General features: G+C 44.8%; 16 protein-coding genes and 2 pseudogenes. 3 read left to right on the forward strand and 15 right to left on the reverse strand.

Annotation, left to right across the window (positions count from 1 at the left end; genetic code table 11):
* Positions 1–4 precede the first annotated feature (4 nt).
* The 9 genes from I2D69_RS03180 to I2D69_RS03220 form a co-directional block, all read right to left on the reverse strand.
* Complete coding sequence (locus I2D69_RS03180; RefSeq protein ID WP_148462312.1) at positions 5–946, reverse strand: ABC transporter permease; 942 nt, start codon at positions 944–946, stop codon at positions 5–7.
* Positions 946–2,076, reverse strand: coding sequence for an ABC transporter permease (locus tag I2D69_RS03185; RefSeq protein ID WP_195379382.1), 1,131 nt, complete (start codon positions 2,074–2,076; stop codon positions 946–948). Before I2D69_RS03185 ends, I2D69_RS03180 begins: the two co-directional genes overlap by 1 nt.
* Positions 2,069–3,610, reverse strand: a complete 1,542-nt coding sequence (locus I2D69_RS03190; protein ID WP_195379383.1) for an ABC transporter ATP-binding protein — start codon at positions 3,608–3,610, stop codon at positions 2,069–2,071. Before I2D69_RS03190 ends, I2D69_RS03185 begins: the two co-directional genes overlap by 8 nt.
* A gap of 272 nt (positions 3,611–3,882) precedes the next feature.
* On the reverse strand, positions 3,883–5,049 hold the full coding sequence (locus tag I2D69_RS03195) for a BMP family ABC transporter substrate-binding protein (RefSeq protein WP_195379384.1): 1,167 nt from the start codon (positions 5,047–5,049) through the stop codon (positions 3,883–3,885).
* Positions 5,050–5,266: 217 nt separating this feature from the next.
* Positions 5,267–6,607, reverse strand: a complete 1,341-nt coding sequence (locus I2D69_RS03200; RefSeq protein WP_195379385.1) for an MATE family efflux transporter — start codon at positions 6,605–6,607, stop codon at positions 5,267–5,269.
* A 253-nt stretch (positions 6,608–6,860) separates the two neighbouring features.
* Positions 6,861–7,403: a GNAT family N-acetyltransferase gene (locus tag I2D69_RS03205; protein WP_195379386.1), complete on the reverse strand. Its 543-nt coding sequence runs from the start codon at positions 7,401–7,403 to the stop codon at positions 6,861–6,863.
* Positions 7,404–7,544: 141 nt separating this feature from the next.
* Positions 7,545–8,054, reverse strand: a complete 510-nt coding sequence (locus tag I2D69_RS03210) for a Uma2 family endonuclease (protein ID WP_148462322.1) — start codon at positions 8,052–8,054, stop codon at positions 7,545–7,547.
* A gap of 463 nt (positions 8,055–8,517) precedes the next feature.
* Positions 8,518–11,148 carry a pyruvate, phosphate dikinase gene (gene ppdK, locus I2D69_RS03215; protein WP_148462324.1) on the reverse strand — a complete coding sequence of 877 codons (2,631 nt, stop codon included), beginning with the start codon at positions 11,146–11,148 and terminating at the stop codon, positions 8,518–8,520.
* 166 nt (positions 11,149–11,314) lie between these two features.
* Positions 11,315–12,571, reverse strand: a complete 1,257-nt coding sequence (locus tag I2D69_RS03220; protein WP_148462325.1) for a 6-phosphofructokinase — start codon at positions 12,569–12,571, stop codon at positions 11,315–11,317.
* A gap of 302 nt (positions 12,572–12,873) precedes the next feature.
* Here I2D69_RS03220 and I2D69_RS03225 point away from each other — a divergent pair, with 302 nt between their 5' ends.
* Both I2D69_RS03225 and I2D69_RS20700 read left to right on the forward strand, forming a co-directional pair.
* A complete protein-coding gene (locus I2D69_RS03225) occupies positions 12,874–13,752 on the forward strand; it encodes an aldose 1-epimerase family protein (RefSeq protein ID WP_173716884.1) in 879 nt (292 codons plus the stop codon).
* Positions 13,753–13,780: 28 nt separating this feature from the next.
* Positions 13,781–13,863 (forward strand): annotated as a pseudogene (locus I2D69_RS20700) (DUF6783 domain-containing protein); the annotation flags it as partial.
* Between the two features lie 188 nt (positions 13,864–14,051).
* On the opposite strand, the gene I2D69_RS03230 reads toward I2D69_RS20700, so the two are convergent.
* The 6 genes from I2D69_RS03230 to I2D69_RS20705 form a co-directional block, all read right to left on the reverse strand.
* Positions 14,052–15,095, reverse strand: coding sequence for an acyltransferase (locus tag I2D69_RS03230; protein ID WP_173769365.1), 1,044 nt, complete (start codon positions 15,093–15,095; stop codon positions 14,052–14,054).
* 180 nt (positions 15,096–15,275) lie between these two features.
* On the reverse strand, positions 15,276–16,670 hold the full coding sequence (locus I2D69_RS03235) for a glycine--tRNA ligase (RefSeq protein WP_173735377.1): 1,395 nt from the start codon (positions 16,668–16,670) through the stop codon (positions 15,276–15,278).
* Positions 16,671–16,879: 209 nt separating this feature from the next.
* Positions 16,880–17,647 carry a DNA repair protein RecO gene (gene recO / locus I2D69_RS03240; protein ID WP_173771076.1) on the reverse strand — a complete coding sequence of 256 codons (768 nt, stop codon included), beginning with the start codon at positions 17,645–17,647 and terminating at the stop codon, positions 16,880–16,882.
* A gap of 2 nt (positions 17,648–17,649) precedes the next feature.
* Entirely contained in the window at positions 17,650–18,558 is a 909-nt protein-coding gene (gene era, locus I2D69_RS03245) for a GTPase Era (protein WP_118578648.1), read from the reverse strand.
* 31 nt (positions 18,559–18,589) lie between these two features.
* A complete protein-coding gene (locus tag I2D69_RS03250; protein WP_195379387.1) occupies positions 18,590–21,514 on the reverse strand; it encodes an insulinase family protein in 2,925 nt (974 codons plus the stop codon).
* Between the two features lie 84 nt (positions 21,515–21,598).
* Positions 21,599–21,742, reverse strand: a complete 144-nt coding sequence (locus I2D69_RS20705; RefSeq protein WP_306467768.1) for a DUF6783 domain-containing protein — start codon at positions 21,740–21,742, stop codon at positions 21,599–21,601.
* Between I2D69_RS20705 and I2D69_RS20710 the strand changes: the two are divergent.
* Positions 21,680–21,835, forward strand: a pseudogene (locus tag I2D69_RS20710) (DUF6783 domain-containing protein); the annotation flags it as partial. The gene I2D69_RS20705 and the pseudogene I2D69_RS20710 overlap by 63 nt on opposite strands.
* Positions 21,836–21,912 lie beyond the last annotated feature (77 nt).

The raw sequence follows: 21,912 nt of genomic DNA on the forward strand, positions 1-21,912 counted from the left end.
TATATCACCTCTGTCCTTTATCGTATGGAATACCTTCCGCCTTCGGAGCTCTGGAGTTCTTGGATACAAACACCAGAACGATCAGGGAAATAATATACGGGAACATGTTGTATAATGTGCTGGGAAGCTTCAGTGCTACCAGAGCATCAAATCCTGTGTAAACGTTTGACAGCGCACGGAAAAGACCGAACAGAAGGGCTGCCAGTCCGATGTTTACCGGCTTCCACTGTCCGAAGATCATAACAGCAAGTGCAAGAAAACCAAAACCAGCAACTCCGTTCTCAAATTTCCACTCACTTACACCGGCAGTAATATAAACCAGTCCTCCAAGACCGCCAAGTGCGCCGGAGATCAAAACGCCTGCGTAACGCATTTTAAAAACATTGATACCTACCGAATCGGCTGCCTGTGGATGCTCACCACATGCCATCAGACGAAGTCCAAATCTGGTCTTATAAAGTACCACATAAGAAGCAATGAGGATCAGCAGTGCAAAAAGCATGAACCAGCTGAATTCAAATTTTCCAATTCTTATCAGAAACGCTTTCTTAGCCACCTTGTAGGCAACTGTGGAAGAAACGTTGTCTGGGTTTTCTGCCATGTTGATGGCTCTTACGATAACAACGGCTGCAGCCGGTCCAAGAAGATTCAGGGCCGTACCAACCAGTGTCTGGTCTGCATTGAAATGAATGGCAGCCACACCAAGGAGCAGGGAAAATATCATTCCCACAAGTACACTGGCCAGAACCACCAGAAGGATCACAACTGGTGCCAGAGCGGAATCCGGAAGATATTTCATCATCAGGGCACCGCCAAGTGCACCCATAACCATAATTCCCTCAAGACCAATGTTGATGACACCGCTGTGCTCGGAAAAACAGCCGCCAAGTGCTACGAGAATCAATACAGAAGCAAATATTAATGTATACTGAATCAATAATAACATTATTTTTCTCCTCCTTTTGCAGCTTTTTTCTCATCTCTCTTGTCGAGATAACGGTTTAACCAGAGTTTGAAGAAGAATACAAATCCGCACAGATAAATGATAAACGCAGAGATCAGATCCGAAATCTGTGCACAATACATGGTCTTATCTACATAGCTTCCACCACTTGTAATGTGCTGGATAAAATAAGAGGAGAAAATCGCTCCGATGGGATGAAGGCCGCCAAGGAAGGCTGCTGCGATTCCATTAAAGCCCATGCCCGGAACGGTTGTCTGCTGAACCATCCAGGTCTCAATTCCACTGAGATAGAAAACAGCTGCGCCAAGTCCTGCAAGACCGCCCGCGATCATCATGGTTACAATGGTATTTCTCTTCTCTTTCATGCCGCAGTATTTTGCAGCATTTTTGTTCATACCTGTTGCGCGAAGCTCAAAACCGAATTTTGTTTTTTCCAGAAGTACCCACACTACAATCGCCATTACCACGGAAATAATAAGACCGATGGATACGAATTTGTTTCCGGAAAAGATCTCGTCCAGTCCACAGTTAGGAAGAAGAGCGCTCTTATTGCCGCTGGAAAGATCTACGGTGTATGGAGTAGACTCGGATTTCACCTGGGTAAGAATCATATTCACCACATACAGGGAAATCCAGTTCAGCATGATACAGGAAATAACTTCGTTTACATTGAAATAAGCCTTCAGTGCACCAGAGATGCCGCCTACCAGGGCTGCGATCACGATTGCTGCGATCATGCATACATACCAGGGCATACCAAGCTTTAACGCAAAATACAGAGAAGCTCCGGCTCCAACTACATACTGTCCTGCTGCTCCAATGTTAAAAAGTCCAACCTTGTAAGCAAACAGAACGGACAGGGAACACATCAGAAGTGCGGAAGCCTTTACCAGTGTGGTTCCCATATATTTCATCATAGCCTTCTGGCTTGGATAGTAAAAATAATTCTTGATAATTGCGGTAATCGCACTTGCAGCTCCTGCAGGATTGATAATAAGAAGTACCAGATAACCGATGAGAAGACCAATCACAATGCATAAAAGAGAGGCAATGATGGTCTGAACCGCATTGTTTCTCAGAATGCTTTCTTTCTTTTTGGATTCATTATTCATTGCTCTTCGTCTCCTTTCTCTTTGATCCTGCCATGTAAAGGCCAAGTTCCTCTACGGTTACTTTCTTCGGATCAAATTCTCCTACGATTTCACCTTCGTACATTACCAGAATCCTGTCTGATACATTCATAACCTCATCCAGCTCCAGACTGATCAGAAGAACGCCTTTGCCTGCATCCCTTGCCTGTACCAGCTGTTTGTGAACATGCTCGATTGCTCCAACATCCAGACCACGGGTAGGCTGAACTGCGATCAAAAGCTCCGGATTCTTGTCGATCTCACGGGCAATGATTGCTTTCTGCTGGTTTCCACCAGACATGGATCTCGCCTTGGTGATGGCACCCTGACCGGAACGAATATCGTACTGTTCGATCAGGCGGTTGGCATATTTGCGAATCTCTTTGCGTTTCAAAAAGCCCAGTTTATTGGTAAACTGTGGTTCGAAATATCTCTGAAGGACGATGTTGTCTTCCAGGGAATAATCAAGTACCAGACCATGTTTGTGACGGTCTTCCGGGATATGGCTCATGCCGGAGGTAAGGCGCTCACGGATTGGCATGTGAGTAATGTCTTTTCCATTCATAGTAATGGTGCCGCTCTTCAGTGGCTCCAGACCGGAAAGTCCGTAAACAAATTCGGTCTGGCCATTTCCGTCGATTCCGGCGATACATACGATCTCACCTCTGTGGACCTGAAGGGAAACACCATTAACTGCATTATTCTTATGACGTTTGGAACCCACCACCATATCTTTGATATCCAGAACAACTTCACCTGGCTTTGCTTCTTCTTTCTCTACAACAAAGTTTACATCTCGTCCTACCATCATGGCAGAAAGCTTCTCCGGATTTGTATCCTTAATGTCTACTGTTCCAATGTATTTTCCCTTTCGAAGAACGGTACAGCGGTCTGCAACCTGCATGATCTCACCAAGCTTGTGGGTAATGAACAGAATGCTCTTTCCTTCGGCTGCCAGATTTTTCATGATCTGCATAAGCTCCTGGATTTCCTGCGGAGTAAGTACTGCGGTAGGCTCATCAAAGATCAGGATCTCGTTGTCACGGTAAAGCATTTTCAGAATCTCGGTTCTCTGCTGCATACCTACTGTGGTATCCTCGATAATGGCATCCGGATCTACAGAAAGACCATATTTTTCGGAAAGGGCCATAACCTTTTTACGTGCGCCCTCTTTCTGAAGGAAACCGTTTTTTGTAGTCTCAACGCCAAGGATAATATTATCCAGAACACTGAAGCATTCTACCAATTTGAAATGCTGATGTACCATTCCAATGCCCAGGTCATTTGCATCGTTTGGATCTTTGATCTCAACTTTCTTTCCATCTTTGTGGATCTCGCCCTCTTCCGGCTGATACAGACCGAACAGAACGCTCATCAAAGTGGATTTACCTGCTCCATTTTCGCCAAGCAGAGCGTGGATCTCACCTTTTTTTAACTGAAGTGTGATATTGTCATTTGCGATGATTCCGGGAAAACGCTTGGTTATTCCCAGCATTTCAATTGCATATTCACTCATCTTCGCTTTCTCCTTTTTTCATGGCAAAGTCGCAGACAGAAAGCACAAGTAATAAAACGGTTACTGATCACTTCATTCACCAAAAACCTCTCGAGTGAACAGTACTATAAGTCTTATTATGACGGCACTTACGTAAAAAAGGGGAGTGGCCACTGCTCACTCCCCTTTTTCTCACTGCATGGCCATTCTTCATGTTAAGACCAGTCTGCTTTCCTGTCGGAACCCTACCCGTGATTTATAATTGCATTTACTATGCGGAGTAGTTGGTTGTCTTATTTGATGCTGCCGTAATCATTTACTGTGATCTCAGTCTCTGGCATTGCTGTGATGTCGCTGCTTACTTCAATCTCGCCATTGTATAATTTCTTTACAAGATCTTTGTAATCATCTACAGTGAAATTGTCATCCCACTGGGTTGTCTCCATTGGGAGCTGTACGTAGTTGTCTTCCGGGTTCTCAGATACAAGACCAAGGTTGTCGATCTTTCCTGCGTAATCAGATTCCCAGCTGCCATCTTTGATTGCATCGAGTGCAGTCTTTACAGTCGGTGCAAGACCCTTCATAGCGGATGTAACAGTGATGTCCTCGCCGATGATTCCGGACTGGTCAGAGTCAACACCGATTACCTTGCCGTCAACCTTCGCTGCTGCTTCTGCTGCAGATGTGTAGATTCCACCGCCGCATGCGAATACAACTTCTACACCCTTGCTTCCGTACCAGGTATCCATGTAAGCTGTGATGTCTGCGTCGCCGTAGAACTGTCCGCCGCATACATACTCAAGTTCAACGTCACTTGTGATTCCAAGCTCTTTGGCTGCTTCGTCTACGCCCTGAACATATCCATATCCAAAACGGGTAACAGCCGGTACAGACATACCGCCGAGGAATCCAAGATGCTTGTATCCAAGCTTCACAGCTGCATATCCAGCCATGTATCCGGAAATTTCTTCCTGATAGGTACAGCAGTAAACATTGTCTGCATTGTAGTAATCGGTCACTTCATAATCATCCGGATTGTAGGTGTATCCTTCGCCAACACCTTTCTCACAGATATCGCCTGCACTTACGTCTGGTGCAATAAACTTCACATCCGGATACATCTCAGACTGCTCTACGATAGTAGCTGCGAACATATATCCCGGAAGTACGATCACGTTAGCTCCATCTGCTACAGCCTGGTCAACACTTGCGTTACGTGCCTCATCAGAGTCGCTCTCTGGTTTATAATAGTTGAACTCAGAACCATTCTCTTCGGACCACGCCTTACATGCCTCGTAAGTGGTCTGGTTAAAGCTCTGGTCTGTAATATCACCGGAGTCAGTTACCATGGCGATCTTCATATCTCCAGCCTCAGCTTTCACCTCTGTCACTCCGTAAGCTGGTACAAGGGAAAGTGCCATTGCACCTGCAAGAACCATAGCTGCAATTCTTTTCTTCATATTATTTTTCCTCCTTTTTTTAAATTGGCTTTGTTATCTCTACAATGACATATGTCTCACTTTTAAAACAGGACACATGTCCCTTTTTCTATATTTATTTTCATTTTCGTACAAAAAGGATATTTTTTCAAGTGTTTTTTAGTATATTTTTTTATATTTGGTTTTTTATCAAAAGACATATGTCTCTTTTTTTATTTTCCGTATCATATATTTTGCCTTAATGATATTTATGCATCCGCACATAATAGCTGATACATAAAATCACAGTAGCTCCGCTCCATGCTGCAATCTCCGCAAAGAAAATACCGTCCTGCCCGATAAAATGGGGAAGAATCAGCGCAGCACTGATACGCATGACAAATTCGGCCATACCACTTACCATAGGCATTAACGTATCTCCCAGTCCCTGCAGTGCAGATCTGTACACATACAGGAAGTACAACACCCAGAGCATGGCAGCCATAATAGAAAGGTATTTAAAAGCAATTGCAAGTACCTCCTTTGTCTGCTGCGGTTCACCTGAGATGAAAAGTGAGAGGATATTTTTTCCAAATAAAAACATGGCAATAGAAATGATCAGTGAGGTTAGCAGGGAAAGCAGCATACTGCTGCGGACACCTTTCCTGATCCTGTCAATCTTTCCGGCTCCCAGATTCTGGCCCACATAAGTAACGATGGCATATCCATAGGAAATCGCTGCCATTTCCAACAGACCATAAAGCTTGTTTGTAGCTGTAAATCCTGCCACAAAAAGAAAGCCATAGCCATTGATCACGTACTGGACTACCAGACCGCCTACACCGATAATGATATTCTGAAATACAACAGGAATACCAAGCTTCATTAGACGGGCATTCATTCCTGCGGCAGTCATAAAATCTGCTCTGGACAGATGAACAATATCAATTCTGCGTAAAATCAGGAAACAGTACACGGCGGAAAAACTCTGCGCAATCACAGTTGCGATTGCTGCCCCTGCCACACCCCATCCGAAGCCTGCCACAAAAAGGATATCCAATGAAATATTCAGTACCGATGCGATAATCATTGCAGTTAATGGGGTTTTACTGTTTCCCATAGCCCTTAAAGCAGCGGCAAACATATTATAAGCTGCAGTAGCTGGAATTCCGCAGAAAATAATACGCAGATATAATAATGACATTCCGATAATATTGGAAGGTGTATGCAGCCCTGTTAATACCAGTGCAGCAAAGGACTGGCTGAGAATGAATACTCCCACTGCGATGAATGCAGTCAGCCGGTAACTGTGTGCCAGAGATTTACGCAGATTTTCAAAATCCTTTGCACCATAATACTGGGAGAGCTGAATAGAAAATCCCTGAGTGAGACCAGTGGATATTCCTGTGACAACCCACATCAGAAAGTCAACCGCACCCAGTGCTGCAAGAGCCTCCACACCTGCAATCTGGCCAACGACCATAGTATCCACCATTGTATAAAGCTGCTGACAGATATTCCCCAACATCAAGGGAATTGCAAAAAGAATGATCAATCTCCCCGGCGAACCAGAGGTCATATCCTGAATCTTGGTTTTCATTAGTATAAACTTTCCTTTCCGAAGCATATTTGAGCTTCAATGGGGAATCAATACTCAAAATTAACGTCCATAATAATTCCCCCTTTGAGGCATATCATATGTTTATTTCAATTACATTAATTATAGTTTTTACTTATTTCTACGTCAAGCATATTACAGATCCGAATAAAAAGGAAACGGTAATCGTTTTAAACACGCTCTAGAAGAAAAAATGCACCAACCCGCTTGAGCCAGTGCGCATTTCGAGAAAATGTTATTTATATAATTTCTCCCAATGATCTTTTGTCATTACATTGGTATGTCCAACACGTACTTCATTAAAAAGTGACACAGGAACTTCATTACAGGTATGATGGAAAACAAAGCCTAATTTTTCTTGTACGCGCTTTGATTTCCGGTTTCCATCGTAATAACCACACCAGATGGTTGTCATGCCAAGATCTTCAAACCCATGTCGTATTAGTGCACTGGCAGCTTCCGGCATATAGCCTCGTCCCCAGAATGGCTGCCCAAGCCAATATCCAAGTTCACATTCGTCATCCCGTTCGGTCATATCTGTATGGCTATTCAGAATTAATTCTATGCTACCAATCGCAATGTTATTTTCTTTTCTACAGATTGCGTAACACTCTGCTCCATTAAGCACATTTCTGATTACGTTTTTACTTTCTTCTACATTTTTGTGAGGAGGCCAGCCTGTAATAGGGCCAACTTCCGGATCCTTTGCATATTCAAATAAGCTTTCTGCATCTTCCTCAGTCCATTTTCTTAATATTAATCTTTGAGTTTCCAGCATTATCTTTTACCTCAACTTTTGTATTTCATTTCTTATCATACCAAGTATCAAATGAATCGTTCATCACAATTGGCGAAATCCAATAAAACTGCAATTTTATTTAGTAGCTGGCATATTTACTGCTGTCTTTGTTATAAACCACTAATCAATTTCCTCAAATAGTTCATCAAAGGTGATCTTTATTTGAGGGAAATGAATTAAGTGTAACTCGTCTTTATTTTCTTCAGTAATCGTCTTCAAAAGGTAGTATTTCGGAATCTCTCCTTCATAGTCTAGTTCATAGATTTCAACTGTTCTTTTACGCCAGTCAACAATCCAATACTCTTCAATCTCCTGTTCACAATATAACTGCATTTTCTCTGTCCGGTCATAATTTTCTGTTGATGGTGACAGAACTTCCATAACAAAACGCGGCGCATCTGTAAAAGTGTTTCCACGTCTTGATTTTGTACGGCAGTTTATGGAAGCATCAGGAATTACAATCTTGTTGTTTCCCTGATTATCTTTGAAACGATATTGAACATTATCCGAATATACATAGCATGTACTATTCTTTAACTGATATCTGATTGCTGCAACAAAATTTACAATTACCGCAGAATGTTCCGGCGTAGCTCCTGCCATATCTGTTATTTTCAAATCCCAATCCATGTTTTACACTCCTTTGTTTTATAATGTGGGTCAAGTTTATTATTAACCATTCCATTCACCTTTTTTATATTGAATGTATACAATTATTTTTGTTTACTTCATTATAACATCATCCCGGTTAATTAGAAAAGTAATTTTTATGTTACTGTTCACTGGTAACATTCCGCGAGGTGTTTTTTGTGAACAAAGTTCACAGAAAACCCGAGAATTGCGGCGCGAAATCATGCGAATGCATGATTTCTGTGCATCGCGGAGCGGTTACTGGTCACGGAGTGAACAGTAACATTTTTATCCGCCTCCTGTATTGGCATAATTTGCTATCGATTTTGCCCGGTTAGCTGTATTACATTTCATAGAAACAAAAAAACCTTGAAGAACCGTATTTCTACAATTCTCCAAGGTTATTCTTACGCTTGGACACATGTCACACCGAAGTATGACTTAAATATATATTCAGAATGAATTATTTATTTTTCTGAGCGATAGCTGCCTGAGCTGCTGCCAGACGAGCAACCGGTACACGGAATGGTGAGCAAGATACATAGTCAAGACCGATCTTGTTGCAGAACTCTACAGAAGATGGATCTCCACCGTGCTCTCCACAGATTCCGATGTGAAGGTTCGGGTTAACTGGCTTACCAAGTTTGATAGCCATATCCATAAGCTTACCAACACCAACCTGATCCAGTTTTGCAAATGGATCGTTCTCGAAGATCTTAGCATCATAGTAAGCGTTAAGGAATTTACCAGCGTCATCACGGGAGAAGCCGTATGTCATCTGAGTTAAGTCGTTGGTACCGAAGCAGAAGAAGTCAGCCTCAGAAGCGATCTGGTCAGCTGTAAGAGCTGCACGTGGGATCTCGATCATTGTACCTACTTCATATTTCAGATCTACGCCTGCTGCTGCGATCTCAGCGTCAGCTGTCTCAACAACAAACTTCTTAACATATTTAAGCTCTTTGATATCGCCTACTAACGGGATCATGATCTCTGGGCAGATATTCCAGTCAGCGTGAGCTTTCTTTACATTGATAGCTGCACGGATAACTGCTGTTGTCTGCATCTTAGCGATCTCTGGGTAAGTAACTGCCAGACGGCATCCACGATGTCCCATCATTGGGTTGAACTCATGAAGAGAATTGATGATAGTCTTGATCTCTTCTACAGTCTTGCCCTGAGCGTCAGCAAGCTTCTTGATGTCATCCTCTTCTGTAGGAACGAACTCATGAAGCGGCGGATCCAGGAAACGGATTGTTACAGGGTTGCCCTCGAGAGCCTCGAACAGACCTTCGAAGTCTTCCTGCTGATATGGAAGAACCTTAGCAAGTGCTGCTTCTCTCTCCTCAGCTGTTGTGGAGCAGATCATCTCACGGAATGCATCGATACGTCCCTCACCGAAGAACATATGCTCTGTACGGCAAAGACCGATACCTTCAGCACCAAGCTCAACTGCTTTCTTAGCGTCAGCAGGAGTATCAGCGTTTGTACGAACTTTCATTGTTCTGTACTTGTCAGCCCAAGCCATGATACGTCCGAACTCACCAGCGATTGTAGCGTCTACTGTCGGGATGATTCCGTCGTAGATGTTACCTGTTGTACCATCGATGGAAAGGAAATCTCCCTCGTGGAACTCTTTGCCAGCAAGTGTAAATTTCTTATTAGCTTCGTCCATAGCGATATCACCGCATCCGGATACACAGCACTCACCCATACCACGGGCAACTACTGCTGCATGAGATGTCATACCACCACGAACTGTCAGGATACCTTCAGCAGATTTCATACCTGTGATATCCTCTGGGGATGTCTCAAGACGAACAAGGATAACCTTCTCGCCTCTCTCAGCCCACTCTACAGCGTCATCAGCTGTGAATACGATCTTACCACAAGCAGCTCCTGGAGAAGCTCCAAGACCTTTGCCCATTGGTGTAGCAGCTTTCAGAGCCTTAGCGTCGAACTGCGGATGAAGAAGAGTATCAAGGTTACGAGGATCGATCATAGCTACTGCTTCTTCCTCTGTTCTCATTCCCTCATCAACAAGGTCACAAGCGATCTTCAGAGCAGCCTGAGCTGTTCTCTTACCGTTACGTGTCTGCAGCATGTATAACTGGCCATGCTCAACAGTGAACTCCATATCCTGCATATCTCTGTAGTGTGTCTCCAGAGTATGGCAAACTTCTGTAAATTTCTTGAATGCTTCCGGGAACTTCTGCTCCATCTCAGCGATGTGCATAGGTGTACGAACACCAGCAACAACGTCCTCACCCTGTGCATTGGTAAGGAACTCACCGAACAGACCTTTGTTTCCTGTAGCTGGGTCTCTTGTAAATGCAACACCAGTACCACAGTCATCACCCATGTTACCGAATGCCATCATCTGTACGTTAACAGCTGTACCCCAGGAATATGGGATATCGTTGTCACGACGATATACGTTGGCACGTGGGTTGTCCCAGGAACGGAATACGGCTTTGATTGCACCAACTAACTGCTCTTTCGGGTCAGCCGGGAAATCGGAACCGATTTTTTCTTTATATTCAGCCTTGAACTGCATAGCAAGTTCTTTAAGGTCGTCAGCTGTAAGCTCAACGTCAAGTTTAACGCCTCTTTCAGCTTTCATTTTGTCGATAAGCTCTTCGAAATATTTCTTACCAACTTCCATAACTACGTCAGAGTACATCTGGATAAATCTTCTGTAGCAGTCCCAAGCCCAACGTGGGTTGCCGGATTTCTCAGATAATACAGCTACAACGTCTTCATTTAAACCAAGGTTCAGGATAGTATCCATCATACCTGGCATAGAAGCTCTTGCGCCTGAACGAACGGAAACAAGCAGAGGATTCTCGATGTCACCGAATTTCTTTCCGGTAACTCCTTCCATCTTGGTGATTGCTTCCATGATCTGACCCATGATCTCGTCGTTGATCTGTCTTCCATCCTCATAGTACTGAGTACAAGCTTCAGTAGTGATTGTAAATCCCTGAGGTACAGGAAGTCCAAGGTTTGTCATCTCAGCAAGGTTAGCACCTTTACCACCCAGAAGGTTTCTCATATCAGCGTTACCTTCTGTAAACATGTAAACCCATTTTGCCATTTTACATTTTCCTCCTAAAAATTTGTTCATTGGTAACTGTTCAGTATCTTCACAGTTACTTTCATAAACATAAACTATGTTTTATACGCACATAGTTATTTTATAGGCTTATTCGTCATTCGTCAAGGTAATTCTGGTAAAAAACAGTCAATTTTTTATCATTTTCTCAATTTTTCTTTTTTCTTCCAGTATTCAGCACCAGATGACGGGGAACACCATTTACCATGATCGGCTGATAATCGCCCTGGATCAGTGGTTTAATATAGTCGATAAAGTCTTTGGTCACATTATTTGCATCCTTATTCATCCAGTTTCTCGGAACCAGCTTCTCTTCATTGGCGATTCGGTGTACATCGTAAATTCCGGTGGCTGCCATATATGGATCGTCGGATACACGGTCGATGACTACCATCTTGCCAGTGTCTCCTTCATCAGCTGCCTTTACGGCTGCACCGCCAACCATCATAGCCTCATCAATATCCACCCGGGATGCCATATGGGAAGCGCTTCTCTGAAGGGTGGAAAGCTCTACGGCACGGGTCTTGCAGCCGCACTCTGCAGCCAGGAAATTCGCCAGATAGGTGGCAGTTCCCTGTAGCTGCTTGTGTCCAAATGCATCCACATAATCTCCTACGCTTCCAAGCTCGCAGACATATCGTCCGTCAGCCAGCTTGATTCCTTCGGATACAGCAATGACAACGGAGGATTTCTTTTTCAGAAGGTCTTTCACTTTTGCGAGGAATTTCTCAATGTCAAAGGGAACCTCCGGAAGGTAAATAAGGTCTGGTCCTTCACAGTCTTCTGACTTGGAAAGTGCAGTGGCGCCTGTGAGCCAGCCCGCGTTTCTTCCCATGATCTCCATAATGGTGATCATATTTTTCTTATAGGTGAGGCCTTCTGCGTCACGGATCACCTCCTTGGTGGAAGCTGCAATATACTTAGCTGCGCTTCCGAAGCCTGGTGTATGATCGGTAAGTGCAAGGTCATTGTCAATGGTCTTCGGAACACCAAGGAATTTCTGGGTCTGTCCGGTAATGATAGCATAATCAGACAGCTTCTTGATAGTATCCATGGAATCATTTCCGCCAATGTAGATAAATGCATAGATCTCCAGTTTGTTCAGAATATCAAAGATTTTCTCATAGATAGCTCTGTCTTCATGGATTTCTGGAAGCTTATAACGGCAGGAACCCAGAAATGCGGACGGAGTCCTTTTCAGAAGCTCAATGTCAAGCTCGGAATGGATCTGGGTAGAAAGGTCGATATACTGCTCGTCAAGCAGCCCCTGGATTCCGTGAAGCATTCCATATACCTTGTCAAAGCCACGCTCTACTGCATTCTTGTATACGCCTGCAAGACTGGAATTAATTACAGATGTTGGGCCGCCGGACTGTCCTACAATAATATTTCTTTTCTTTGCCATGGTGGTATTCCTCCTCTATTTCGAATGGATGTGGGTGTCGAAAATCTCTATGTCATTCACCCTATAATTGTATAGTTTACCAAAGGCATATAGCAAAGTCAATGTGATATTGTACGTTTTGCATATTTAATTATGTTTTTATGTCGTTTTTATATGAATTATTTATATTTCGGACAAATAATGCAATTTTTTAATGGTGAAATTTACAGATATAGTGATATAATGGAGAAAACGCGCTCTGTGGAGCTCTGCAGGCAGAATTCGCGCTCCACATATAACATCACACATGGAGGTTTTACATCATGAAAAGAGTTTTGGAAAATGACTTTCTGAAAGTGACCATTGACGACCATGGGGCTGAGCTGGTCAGCATTTATGACAAAGAGAAAGACCGTGAGGTGATCTGGCAGGGAGATCCCAGGTTCTGGGGACGTCATGCGCCGGTTCTTTTTCCAAATGTAGGAAAGCATTATGGAAATCATTACCGGATCGGTGATAAGGAATATGCTTCCAAGCAGCATGGCTTTGCCCGTGACACAGATTTCACATGTATTGATTCCACACTGGATTCCGTAACCCACCAGATTCGTTCTACAGAAGAGACCAAAGAGGTTTATCCTTTTGATTTCGTGCTCCGCATCCGTCATATTCTGAAGGGGCGCACCCTTACAGTCAGCTGGAAGGTAGCAAATAACAGTGACACGGATATGTATTTCGCCATCGGCGGACATCCGGCATTTCGTGTACCGGTTCTGCCGGATACCAGAAGAAGTGATTACCGTCTTACCTTCGACGGACAGGAAAGCCTTACATACCTTCTTCTTGATCCGGAGAGCGGCACGGCCAAGGCTGAGGAAAAGGCCACTCTGAAGCTGGAAAATGGCACCTGCCAGATTGAGGATCACATGTTTGACCACGATGCACTGGTATTTGACAATCAGATCACAAGGGCTGGCATCCAGCTGCCAGACGGCACTCCTTATCTGGAGCTGCGCTGTGTGGGATTCCCCAATTTCGGGATCTGGTCAGCTTCCCAGGATGCCCCATTTGTCTGCCTGGAGCCATGGATGGGACGCTGCGATGATTGCGGATTCACAGGAGATCTGTCGGAGAAACCATTTATCAATCATCTGAAAATGGATGAGATGTTTGAAACGGCATATACTATTGAAATATTCTAAATCGTGTTTGAAAAGGGCTTTCTGCAAGATGTTCGTCACAATTTGTGGGAGATCATGCCCGGATGAGGGCGCCGCAGCGGGCTACGCAACCGAATTTGGGCAAAATATACCGCAAAGCGAGGCGTGCAGATTGTGGGAATGATTTTTCAGACACATTCTAAGCAGAGCAAAAAAATATCGGTACACTTCCGCGCTTCTGGAAGTGTACCGATATTTTATTCACTCACTTTTCAGTTTCATAAGGCATCCTCAGTTTTTTCCCAGATTGTGTCTGAAAAAGGCTTTCTGCAAGATGTTCGTCACAATTTGCGAGAATGATTTTTCAAACAGGCTCTAGCATTAGCGTAAACTGCCACCATCACCACAGTAACCGCAAACACAAACATCATCCCATACTGATGGTATCCCTTTGCGAGCAGGCTCCTTCTGCCTTTAAAGCATCTGGACAAGGCCTGCAGAACCGCATAGTGAAGAACATAGATAAGCATGGAATAGTCTTTTCCCACTTTTGCCAATGCTCTGGTAAGAGAATTCTCCACATAAAAATTCTGCCAGCCAATAAAAAGAAGAAAGATGCAGATTGCCAGAAAAATGGTTCCAGCATACTCTTCCTGGGTTCCCAGGACATTTCGCTTTTCCAGCCACTTCTGCTCCATAACAGCCATATTCCAGAAAACAGGAAGTCCACACAGCAAAAATCCCATTTTCTTCCTGTCCAGAAAGCTAAGAAGAGCCTCCTTTCTGGATCCAAACCAGCAGCCCAGCCAGAAAAAGGGAAGTCCGCAGTACAGAAAGTTCCTTGCATAATAAATATGACAGTCTTCTTTTCCCACAAAAAACAGGGAATAGCTTCCCTTTATGAGACTTCCCGCCAACAGCACCGGAATCGCCAGATAAGCCAGCTTTCTCAGTCCCAGATGTTCTACAATAAAAGCAATTACAAGCACATAGAGAAGTGCCTGCAGATACCACAGGTGCGGTGAAAGCGGGGAAAAATTCCACAAAATAAAATCCTCCGGAACTCTTTTCTCAAACCTTGCAAGCAGTGCTTCTTTTATATTTTCTCTTTTCTCAACTGCCAGAAGGATTTCCCATAGCAGGTAAAACAGATTTGCGCCAATGGTAATGGTGAAAATTTTGCCAAACTGCTTCAGTTCCCGTTTCTTCGCCACTGTTTCCGGGTAAAAGAATCCGGTGATCATAAAAAACACAGGCACTGCAAAACGGCACAGGATCAGGAATTCATCTCCCCCCTGTATTTCCAGAGGCTTGTGGATCTCAACCACTGCAATAGCAGCCAGGCATTTCAAAATATCAATACACGTCCAACGTCTTTTTTTCATTTCCTCGTAACTCCAATAACTGCTGTTCCGGGCAAATACGGACAGCAAAAGGACCAACCATCTGATTTCAGAAAGTCAGCCCTTTTATTACTTTATATACACTCCACGCGGTTTCCACACGCTGCTGCGGCATTTTCAGATTCCTGTTATATGAGGATTCTGAACTGCCTGTCACATAAATCAGAATGTAAATTTATCTGCGAAGTAAGCATCCAGCTCATCAATCTTAATACGAACCTGCTCCATGGAATCACGGTCACGGACAGTTACCATTCCGTCAGTTTCGGAATCGAAATCGTAGGTTACGCAGAACGGAGTACCGATCTCGTCCTGTCTTCTGTAACGTTTACCGATGTTTCCACGATCATCAAATTCGCAGTTGTATTTCTTTGATAACTGAGCGTAGATTTTCTCAGCGCCCTCGTTCAGCTTCTTGGAAAGCGGAAGCACACCGATCTTAACCGGTGCAAGTGCCGGATGGAAGTGAAGGACTGTACGAACGTCGTTCTTCTCTGCATCCAGAACCTCCTCATCATATGCACTGCAAAGGAATGCAAGAACCACACGGTCAGCACCAAGTGACGGCTCGATTACATATGGGATATATTTCTGCTTCTTCTCATCATCGAAGTAAGTAAGATCCTGTCCGGATACATTCTGGTGCTGGGTAAGGTCGTAGTCTGTTCTGTCTGCGATTCCCCAAAGCTCGCCCCATCCAAATGGGAAAAGGAACTCAACGTCTGTAGTAGCCTTGCTGTAGAAGCTCAGCTCTTCCTTGTCATGGTCACGGTAACGTACTTCCTCATCCTTCAGTCCAAGAGAATGCAGCCAGTTCAGGCAGAAGCTCTTCCAGTATGCAAACCACTCAAGGTCTGTGTCCGGCTCGCAGAAGAACTCAAGCTCCATCTGCTCGAACTCACGGGTACGGAATGTGAAGTTACCAGGTGTGATCTCGTTACGGAAGGATTTACCGATCTGACCGATACCAAATGGAATCTTCTTACGGGATGTTCTCTGTAAGTTCTTGAAGTTTACAAAAATACCCTGTGCTGTCTCAGGTCTTAAATATACAGTATTCTTAGCATCCTCAGTTACGCCCTGGAAGGTCTTGAACATCAGGTTGAACTGACGGATATCTGTGAAATTGTGTTTGCCACAGGAAGGACATGGAACATTATGCTCTTCGATGAAATTCTTCATCTCTTCCTGAGACCATCCGTCTACAGAGCTCTCAAGCTCAATGCCGTGCTCCTGGCTGTAGTCCTCGATGATCTTGTCTGCGCGGAAACGCTCATGGCACTCTTTACAATCCATAAGCGGATCAGAGAAGCTTCCCAGATGTCCGGATGCGACCCAGGTCTGCGGGTTCATCAGGATGGCACAGTCAACACCTACGTTGTACGGAGACTCCTGAATGAATTTCTGCCACCATGCGCGCTTTACGTTATTCTTAAGCTCTACGCCAAGGTTGCCGTAATCCCATGTATTCGCAAGACCTCCATAGATCTCAGAACCCGGGTAAACAAATCCTCTTGCTTTTGCCAGAGCAATAATCTTGTCCATTGTTTTTTCCATGATATCTCTCCTCATTGTTTGATAGATGATTTTCTAATATTATACTCGCAACTTTTCTTTTTGTAAAGTTATACCGCGTACTCAATTCCGTACATTCTGCCGCAAAAACACAATTTCCGCACTTTTGAACAGCAAATCATGTGCTGCTATCGAAGTATAGAGCAAAGCACGTTAATCAGCTTTCCTGTTATGTGCAACATCCAATCCACTTACATCATAACTTCTAATATCTGCAAACTCTTAAATTTCTTATCCGTATTCCCTGCCACATAAGGCTGAATATGCCGTTCCAGCTCCCACAGCACCTCATCGGTCACTGTAAAGCTGTATAGCTTCGTCATGGGCGAGCTTACAATGTACTGCATGGTATAAAGTGCTGCCGGGGAAATCCGGCGGGCGGTTCTGGCTTCTCCGGGGCTTGCTTTCTTCAGGCAGTCCCCATCCAGGATTCCATGTGCCTCCTGGGAAAAGAACAGATTCTCTTTTCCGGTGATCTCCTCCCCACAGTTCACACACCGGAAAAGCTCCGGCATCAGCCCCTGCTCTGTCATAGTTCGCAGTTCAAAAATGCACCTTACCAGCCGGTCATCGATCTCCGGATTCAGGAGAGCCTTCACAGTAAGATAAAGAAGATTCATCATATTCTTCTCATCTGTGCCCTCTCTTCCGAAATAATCTGCCAGTTCCAGAAAGTAATAACCATAATAAACTCCCGGCTGTCTGGCGGCCAGCTCCACAAAATGATGGGTCACGGTCACCTGGTTCAGATTGTAGCTGCTGCGCCCTTCATACAGGGTGAAGTTCCCGAACACAAAAGGATTGGCAGCTGCCATAAACGGGCTGTTCTGCCGTCTGGCGCCCTTGGCGAAAGCGGAAATCTTCCCCCTCTCCCTGGTAAGAAGCACGATCCGCTTGTCATACTCTCCCACAGGCTGCGCAGAAAGTACAATTCCCTGTACCGTGATCAGATCACTCATATTCAGATTTCCTTCTTATCATATCCAAAGTTTTTGATCATAAAATCACTGTCACGCCAGTCTTTTTTCACCTTTACCCAAAGCTTCAGGTTTACCTTGGAGTCCAGCATACGTTCCAGCTCAAATCTGGCGTTGCTGCCGATCTTCTTCAGCATGGCACCGCCTTTTCCAATGATAATGCCCTTGTGGGAATCCCTCTCGCAAATAATGGTCGCCTCAATATCCACCATAGGATTTTTGCCCGGACGCTCCTTCATTTTGTCAATTGCCACTGCGATTCCATGTGGAATCTCCGCATCCAGTGCGTGAAGCGCCTTCTCACGGATCACCTCTGCCACGATCTGGCGCTGAGGCTGGTCCGTTACGGTATCCTCATCATAGAACATGGGTCCATAAGGCAGATATTTCAAAATACTGTCAATAATATCCTCTGTGTTCTGTCCGCGGAGTGCAGAGCAAGGGATAATCTCTGCAAAATCACAGATCTTGCGGTACGTATCGATTGCCGGAAGGATCTCCTCTTTTTTCACTGTATCGATCTTATTAATGATCAAAATGACCGGCACGCCAACGCCCTGGAGCTGCTCTGCAATGTGGCGCTCACCGGCTCCAATGAAGGTAGACGGCTCAACCAGCCACATAATTGCATCCACCTCTTTCAGGGTACGCTCTGCAACGGCTACCATATACTCTCCAAGCTTATTCTTCGCCTTATGGATACCAGGCGTATCCAGAAAAACGATCTGTCCCTTCTCACAGGTATAGACTGTCTGGATGCGGTTTCTGGTGGTCTGGGGCTTCTTGGATGTGATCGCGATCTTCTGGCCGATCAGATGGTTCATCAGGGTAGATTTCCCAACGTTCGGGCGGCCAATAATTGCAACAAATCCGGATTTAAAATCTGGTGTCATTAAAATATATCCTCATCTTTCTTAACTTTTATCAGCAGCTTACCAGCGGCTTGGTCTCCATAAATACATCCTTCGCCTTCTCGATTGCATTCTCGCTTCCAACCACACAGAGCTGGTCATCGGAGAGAACTGCCTGGATCAGAGGAGCCAGTGCATGGATATCCTCTACTGTAGCATTCAGGATCTGGTCACGCTCTTTTTGCAACATCTCCACAGTGAGACCGCGGAAATAAGCCATTCTGCCAAGGGCGCCCTGTGTCTGCGGTGTTCTTGGAACATCCTTTCCGCTGATGGTACCGATAATGTATTTGGTCATCTCACGTTCATCCGCTGCAAAGGTACGCACATATTCCGGCACACCCTCATATATTTCAAGAGTTCTGCGAAGATGGGGATCTCTGTAGGAAACGAAATAACTCTCCCCGCTTCTCTTAAAGCCGCTCATACAGCCGTATGCGCCCCCCTTTACACGAAGATTGATCCACAGATAATCATAGCTTAAGGCAACCTTCAGAATTTCCAGGGCACCGGTATAGGTAAAGCCTTTTTTTACAAAGTTACCGGTTCTTGCCACATACTGAACCTGTCCGGAGGTCTTAAAGCCCTCGTTCTTTTTCCTGCAGGTAATGGCAGTTTCCGGAACCTCACAGGTACTCTCCGGCAGACTCTTCTTCAGGGCACCGCTTAAGGCCTTCACCTGTTCCACAGACTCTCTTTCTCCGGTATAGCTTACCATGAAGGAATCCTTTCGGATGATCTCTGCCATGGCATTCTGAAGTCCGGCTACGATCTCGTCCTTTTTCTCCTGAAAATTCTTCTCAAGGTCTTCGATAAATTTGTAATAGCCAACGCCTGCCATCTCATCCTGATATTCTGCCATTGGAGAACCGTAGGCAGCGCTGCGGAGTACTGCTGTCTGATGGCCTGCGCCAATCAGGGAAGCCTGTCCTCTGGACCTGATCTCCCCGATAATCTCACCAAGACGTCTGGTATCTGAAAGCTTAGAAGTATTCAGGATTTCTTCCATCATCTGGAACAGGAAATCCATCTGGGAATACAGTGCTTTGCCACGGATGGTAAACATGGTACGGAATGCTTCCGGGTCGTTCGCCTTGTCAAAAACATCTATGCCGCACTGGATACCGCCGGTTCTGGCATTGGTCTCATTAAACAGCTGACCGTAAGTGTAATTCTTTGTATCCACATATCCGAGAACAGACTTCAAAAGTCCAAGATAATGGACCTTCTCAACAGCCATATCCTTAATCTCGAACATAATATTTACATAACCGATTCCATTGGTGCATACATCCTGATACAGGAACAGACTGTCCTCCACCTGAAGCTCTTCATTGGAAAAACCATTCACTTCTTTGCGGATATCGGAACGCTTCAGCATAGGAATGCATTCCAGGTCCTCCGGTCTCTCCTCAGACTCCTGGTAAGCCTCAAGGGCTTTTGTCTTTCTTACCATTTCTTCCAGCTGTTCATCGGAAAGGCTGCTTCTGTATGCTTCCAGCCTGTCTGCCAGCTCTTTCTCACGCTGGGCTGCAAGACCGCGCTTCGGCACAAGAGTCAGGATCGCACCATGTGTATTGTCCAGAAGCCATTTCTGGATCAGATTCTCGAAATAGCCTTCATTTACTGCAATTTTCAGCTGATCATAAATCTCCAGAAGCTTTACCTGGGAAAAAGCATTCGCATCATCATAAAGCCAGCTTCCCATAATATCCAGTCCATACATCAGGCCTTTTGGGAACTGTCCAAAATCTGCCTCGCGGTAACGGAACTCCATGTAATTGATTCCGGAAAGGACCGCCTTCTTATCAATTCCATTTTTCACAATGTCCTGAAGGCAATTTCGGATAATGGAAACAAATTCCTCTTTCCGGGCAGCTCTGGCACCTTTTGCGATCACAGAGAAATAAGGTTGCAGAACGCCGTCGCTGTAATCGCCATAAATATCCTTACCGATTCCTGCGTCCAGAAGAGCCTGCTTCAGCGGTGCTCCCGGCGCACTTAAAAGTGCATAATCCAACACATCAAATGCCACACCCAGGGTACTGTCCATGGCATTTCCTACAACCATGTTATAGGAGAGATAGGTGTTATCCTCTTCTTCCTCGTTCTCCGCAATGGGATACTCGATCTGCAGGTCCTTCACCTGGGAAAAAGCTGTCTGCTCCTTAATGCTGGAATCTACGTCCAAAGCCTCAAATGCGGACAGATATTTCTCATCAATAAATCGCAGCTTCTCTTCCATGTCCATATTTCCGTAAAGGTAAATATAGCTGTTGGACGGATGATAGTAGGTGCGGTGGAAATCCAGAAACTCTTCATAGGATAGCTCCGGAATATTCTCCGGGTTGCCGCCGGATTCCACACCATAGGTATTGTCCGGGAAAAGATGGTTCATAATTTCTCTTTCCAGCACCTCGTCCGGGGAAGAAAATGCGCCCTTCATCTCATTGTATACAACACCATTGTATGTGAGCGGGCCTTCCTTCTGCTCCAGATGGTAATTCCATCCTTCCTGGCGAAAAATCTCCTCTTTCTTATAAATATTCGGGTAAAAAACAGCGTCCAGATACACATGCATCAGGTTCTGGAAATCCTGGTCATTGCAGCTTGCCACCGGGTAACAGGTCTTGTCCGGATAGGTCATGGCATTCAGGAAGGTATTCAGAGAGCCCTTTACCAGCTCTACAAATGGATCCTTCAGCGGAAACTCGCGGGAACCGCACAGAACGCTGTGTTCCAGAATATGAGGAACACCGGTGCTGTTCTTCGGCGTGGTACGAAAGGCAATGGAAAATACCTTATTCTCATCATCATTCTCGATCAGAACCAGTCTGGCTCCTGTTTTCTTATGGCGAACCAGATATCCGGTGGAATGGATATCGGTCAGATTCTCCTGTTTCAAAACCTCGTATGCAGGAATGTTCTCTTTTTTCATTTTTTCCTCCAAATAGTGCCCAATCAGTTTGTTTAAACAGCCGATATTGGGATGTATTTAATTCATTTCTTCGATTATGCTGAATTACACTGCACTAGAGCGTGTTTGAAAAAGGCTTTCTGCAAGATGTGCGTCACAATTTGTGGGAGATTTTGTCCGGATAAGGGCGCCGTAGCGGGCTACGGCAACCGAATTCGGGCAAAATATACCGCAAAGTGGGGCGTGCAGATTGCGGGAATGATTTTTCAAACAGGCTCTAAAAAGCTTTATACAATGCAGCTGATAATTCCGGAGCATCTTCAACTTCTTGCATTAGTATAACACACAAAAAAGTATCTTACTACAACAAAATTCTTTTAAAAAGAACCGCCCCTGCGGGCGAATCTGGTAGGATTCTT

It is taken from the genome of Ruminococcus sp. D54t1_190329_F1 (assembly GCF_015551645.1).
Classification (GTDB): Bacteria; Bacillota; Clostridia; order Lachnospirales; family Lachnospiraceae; genus Blautia_A; species Blautia_A faecis.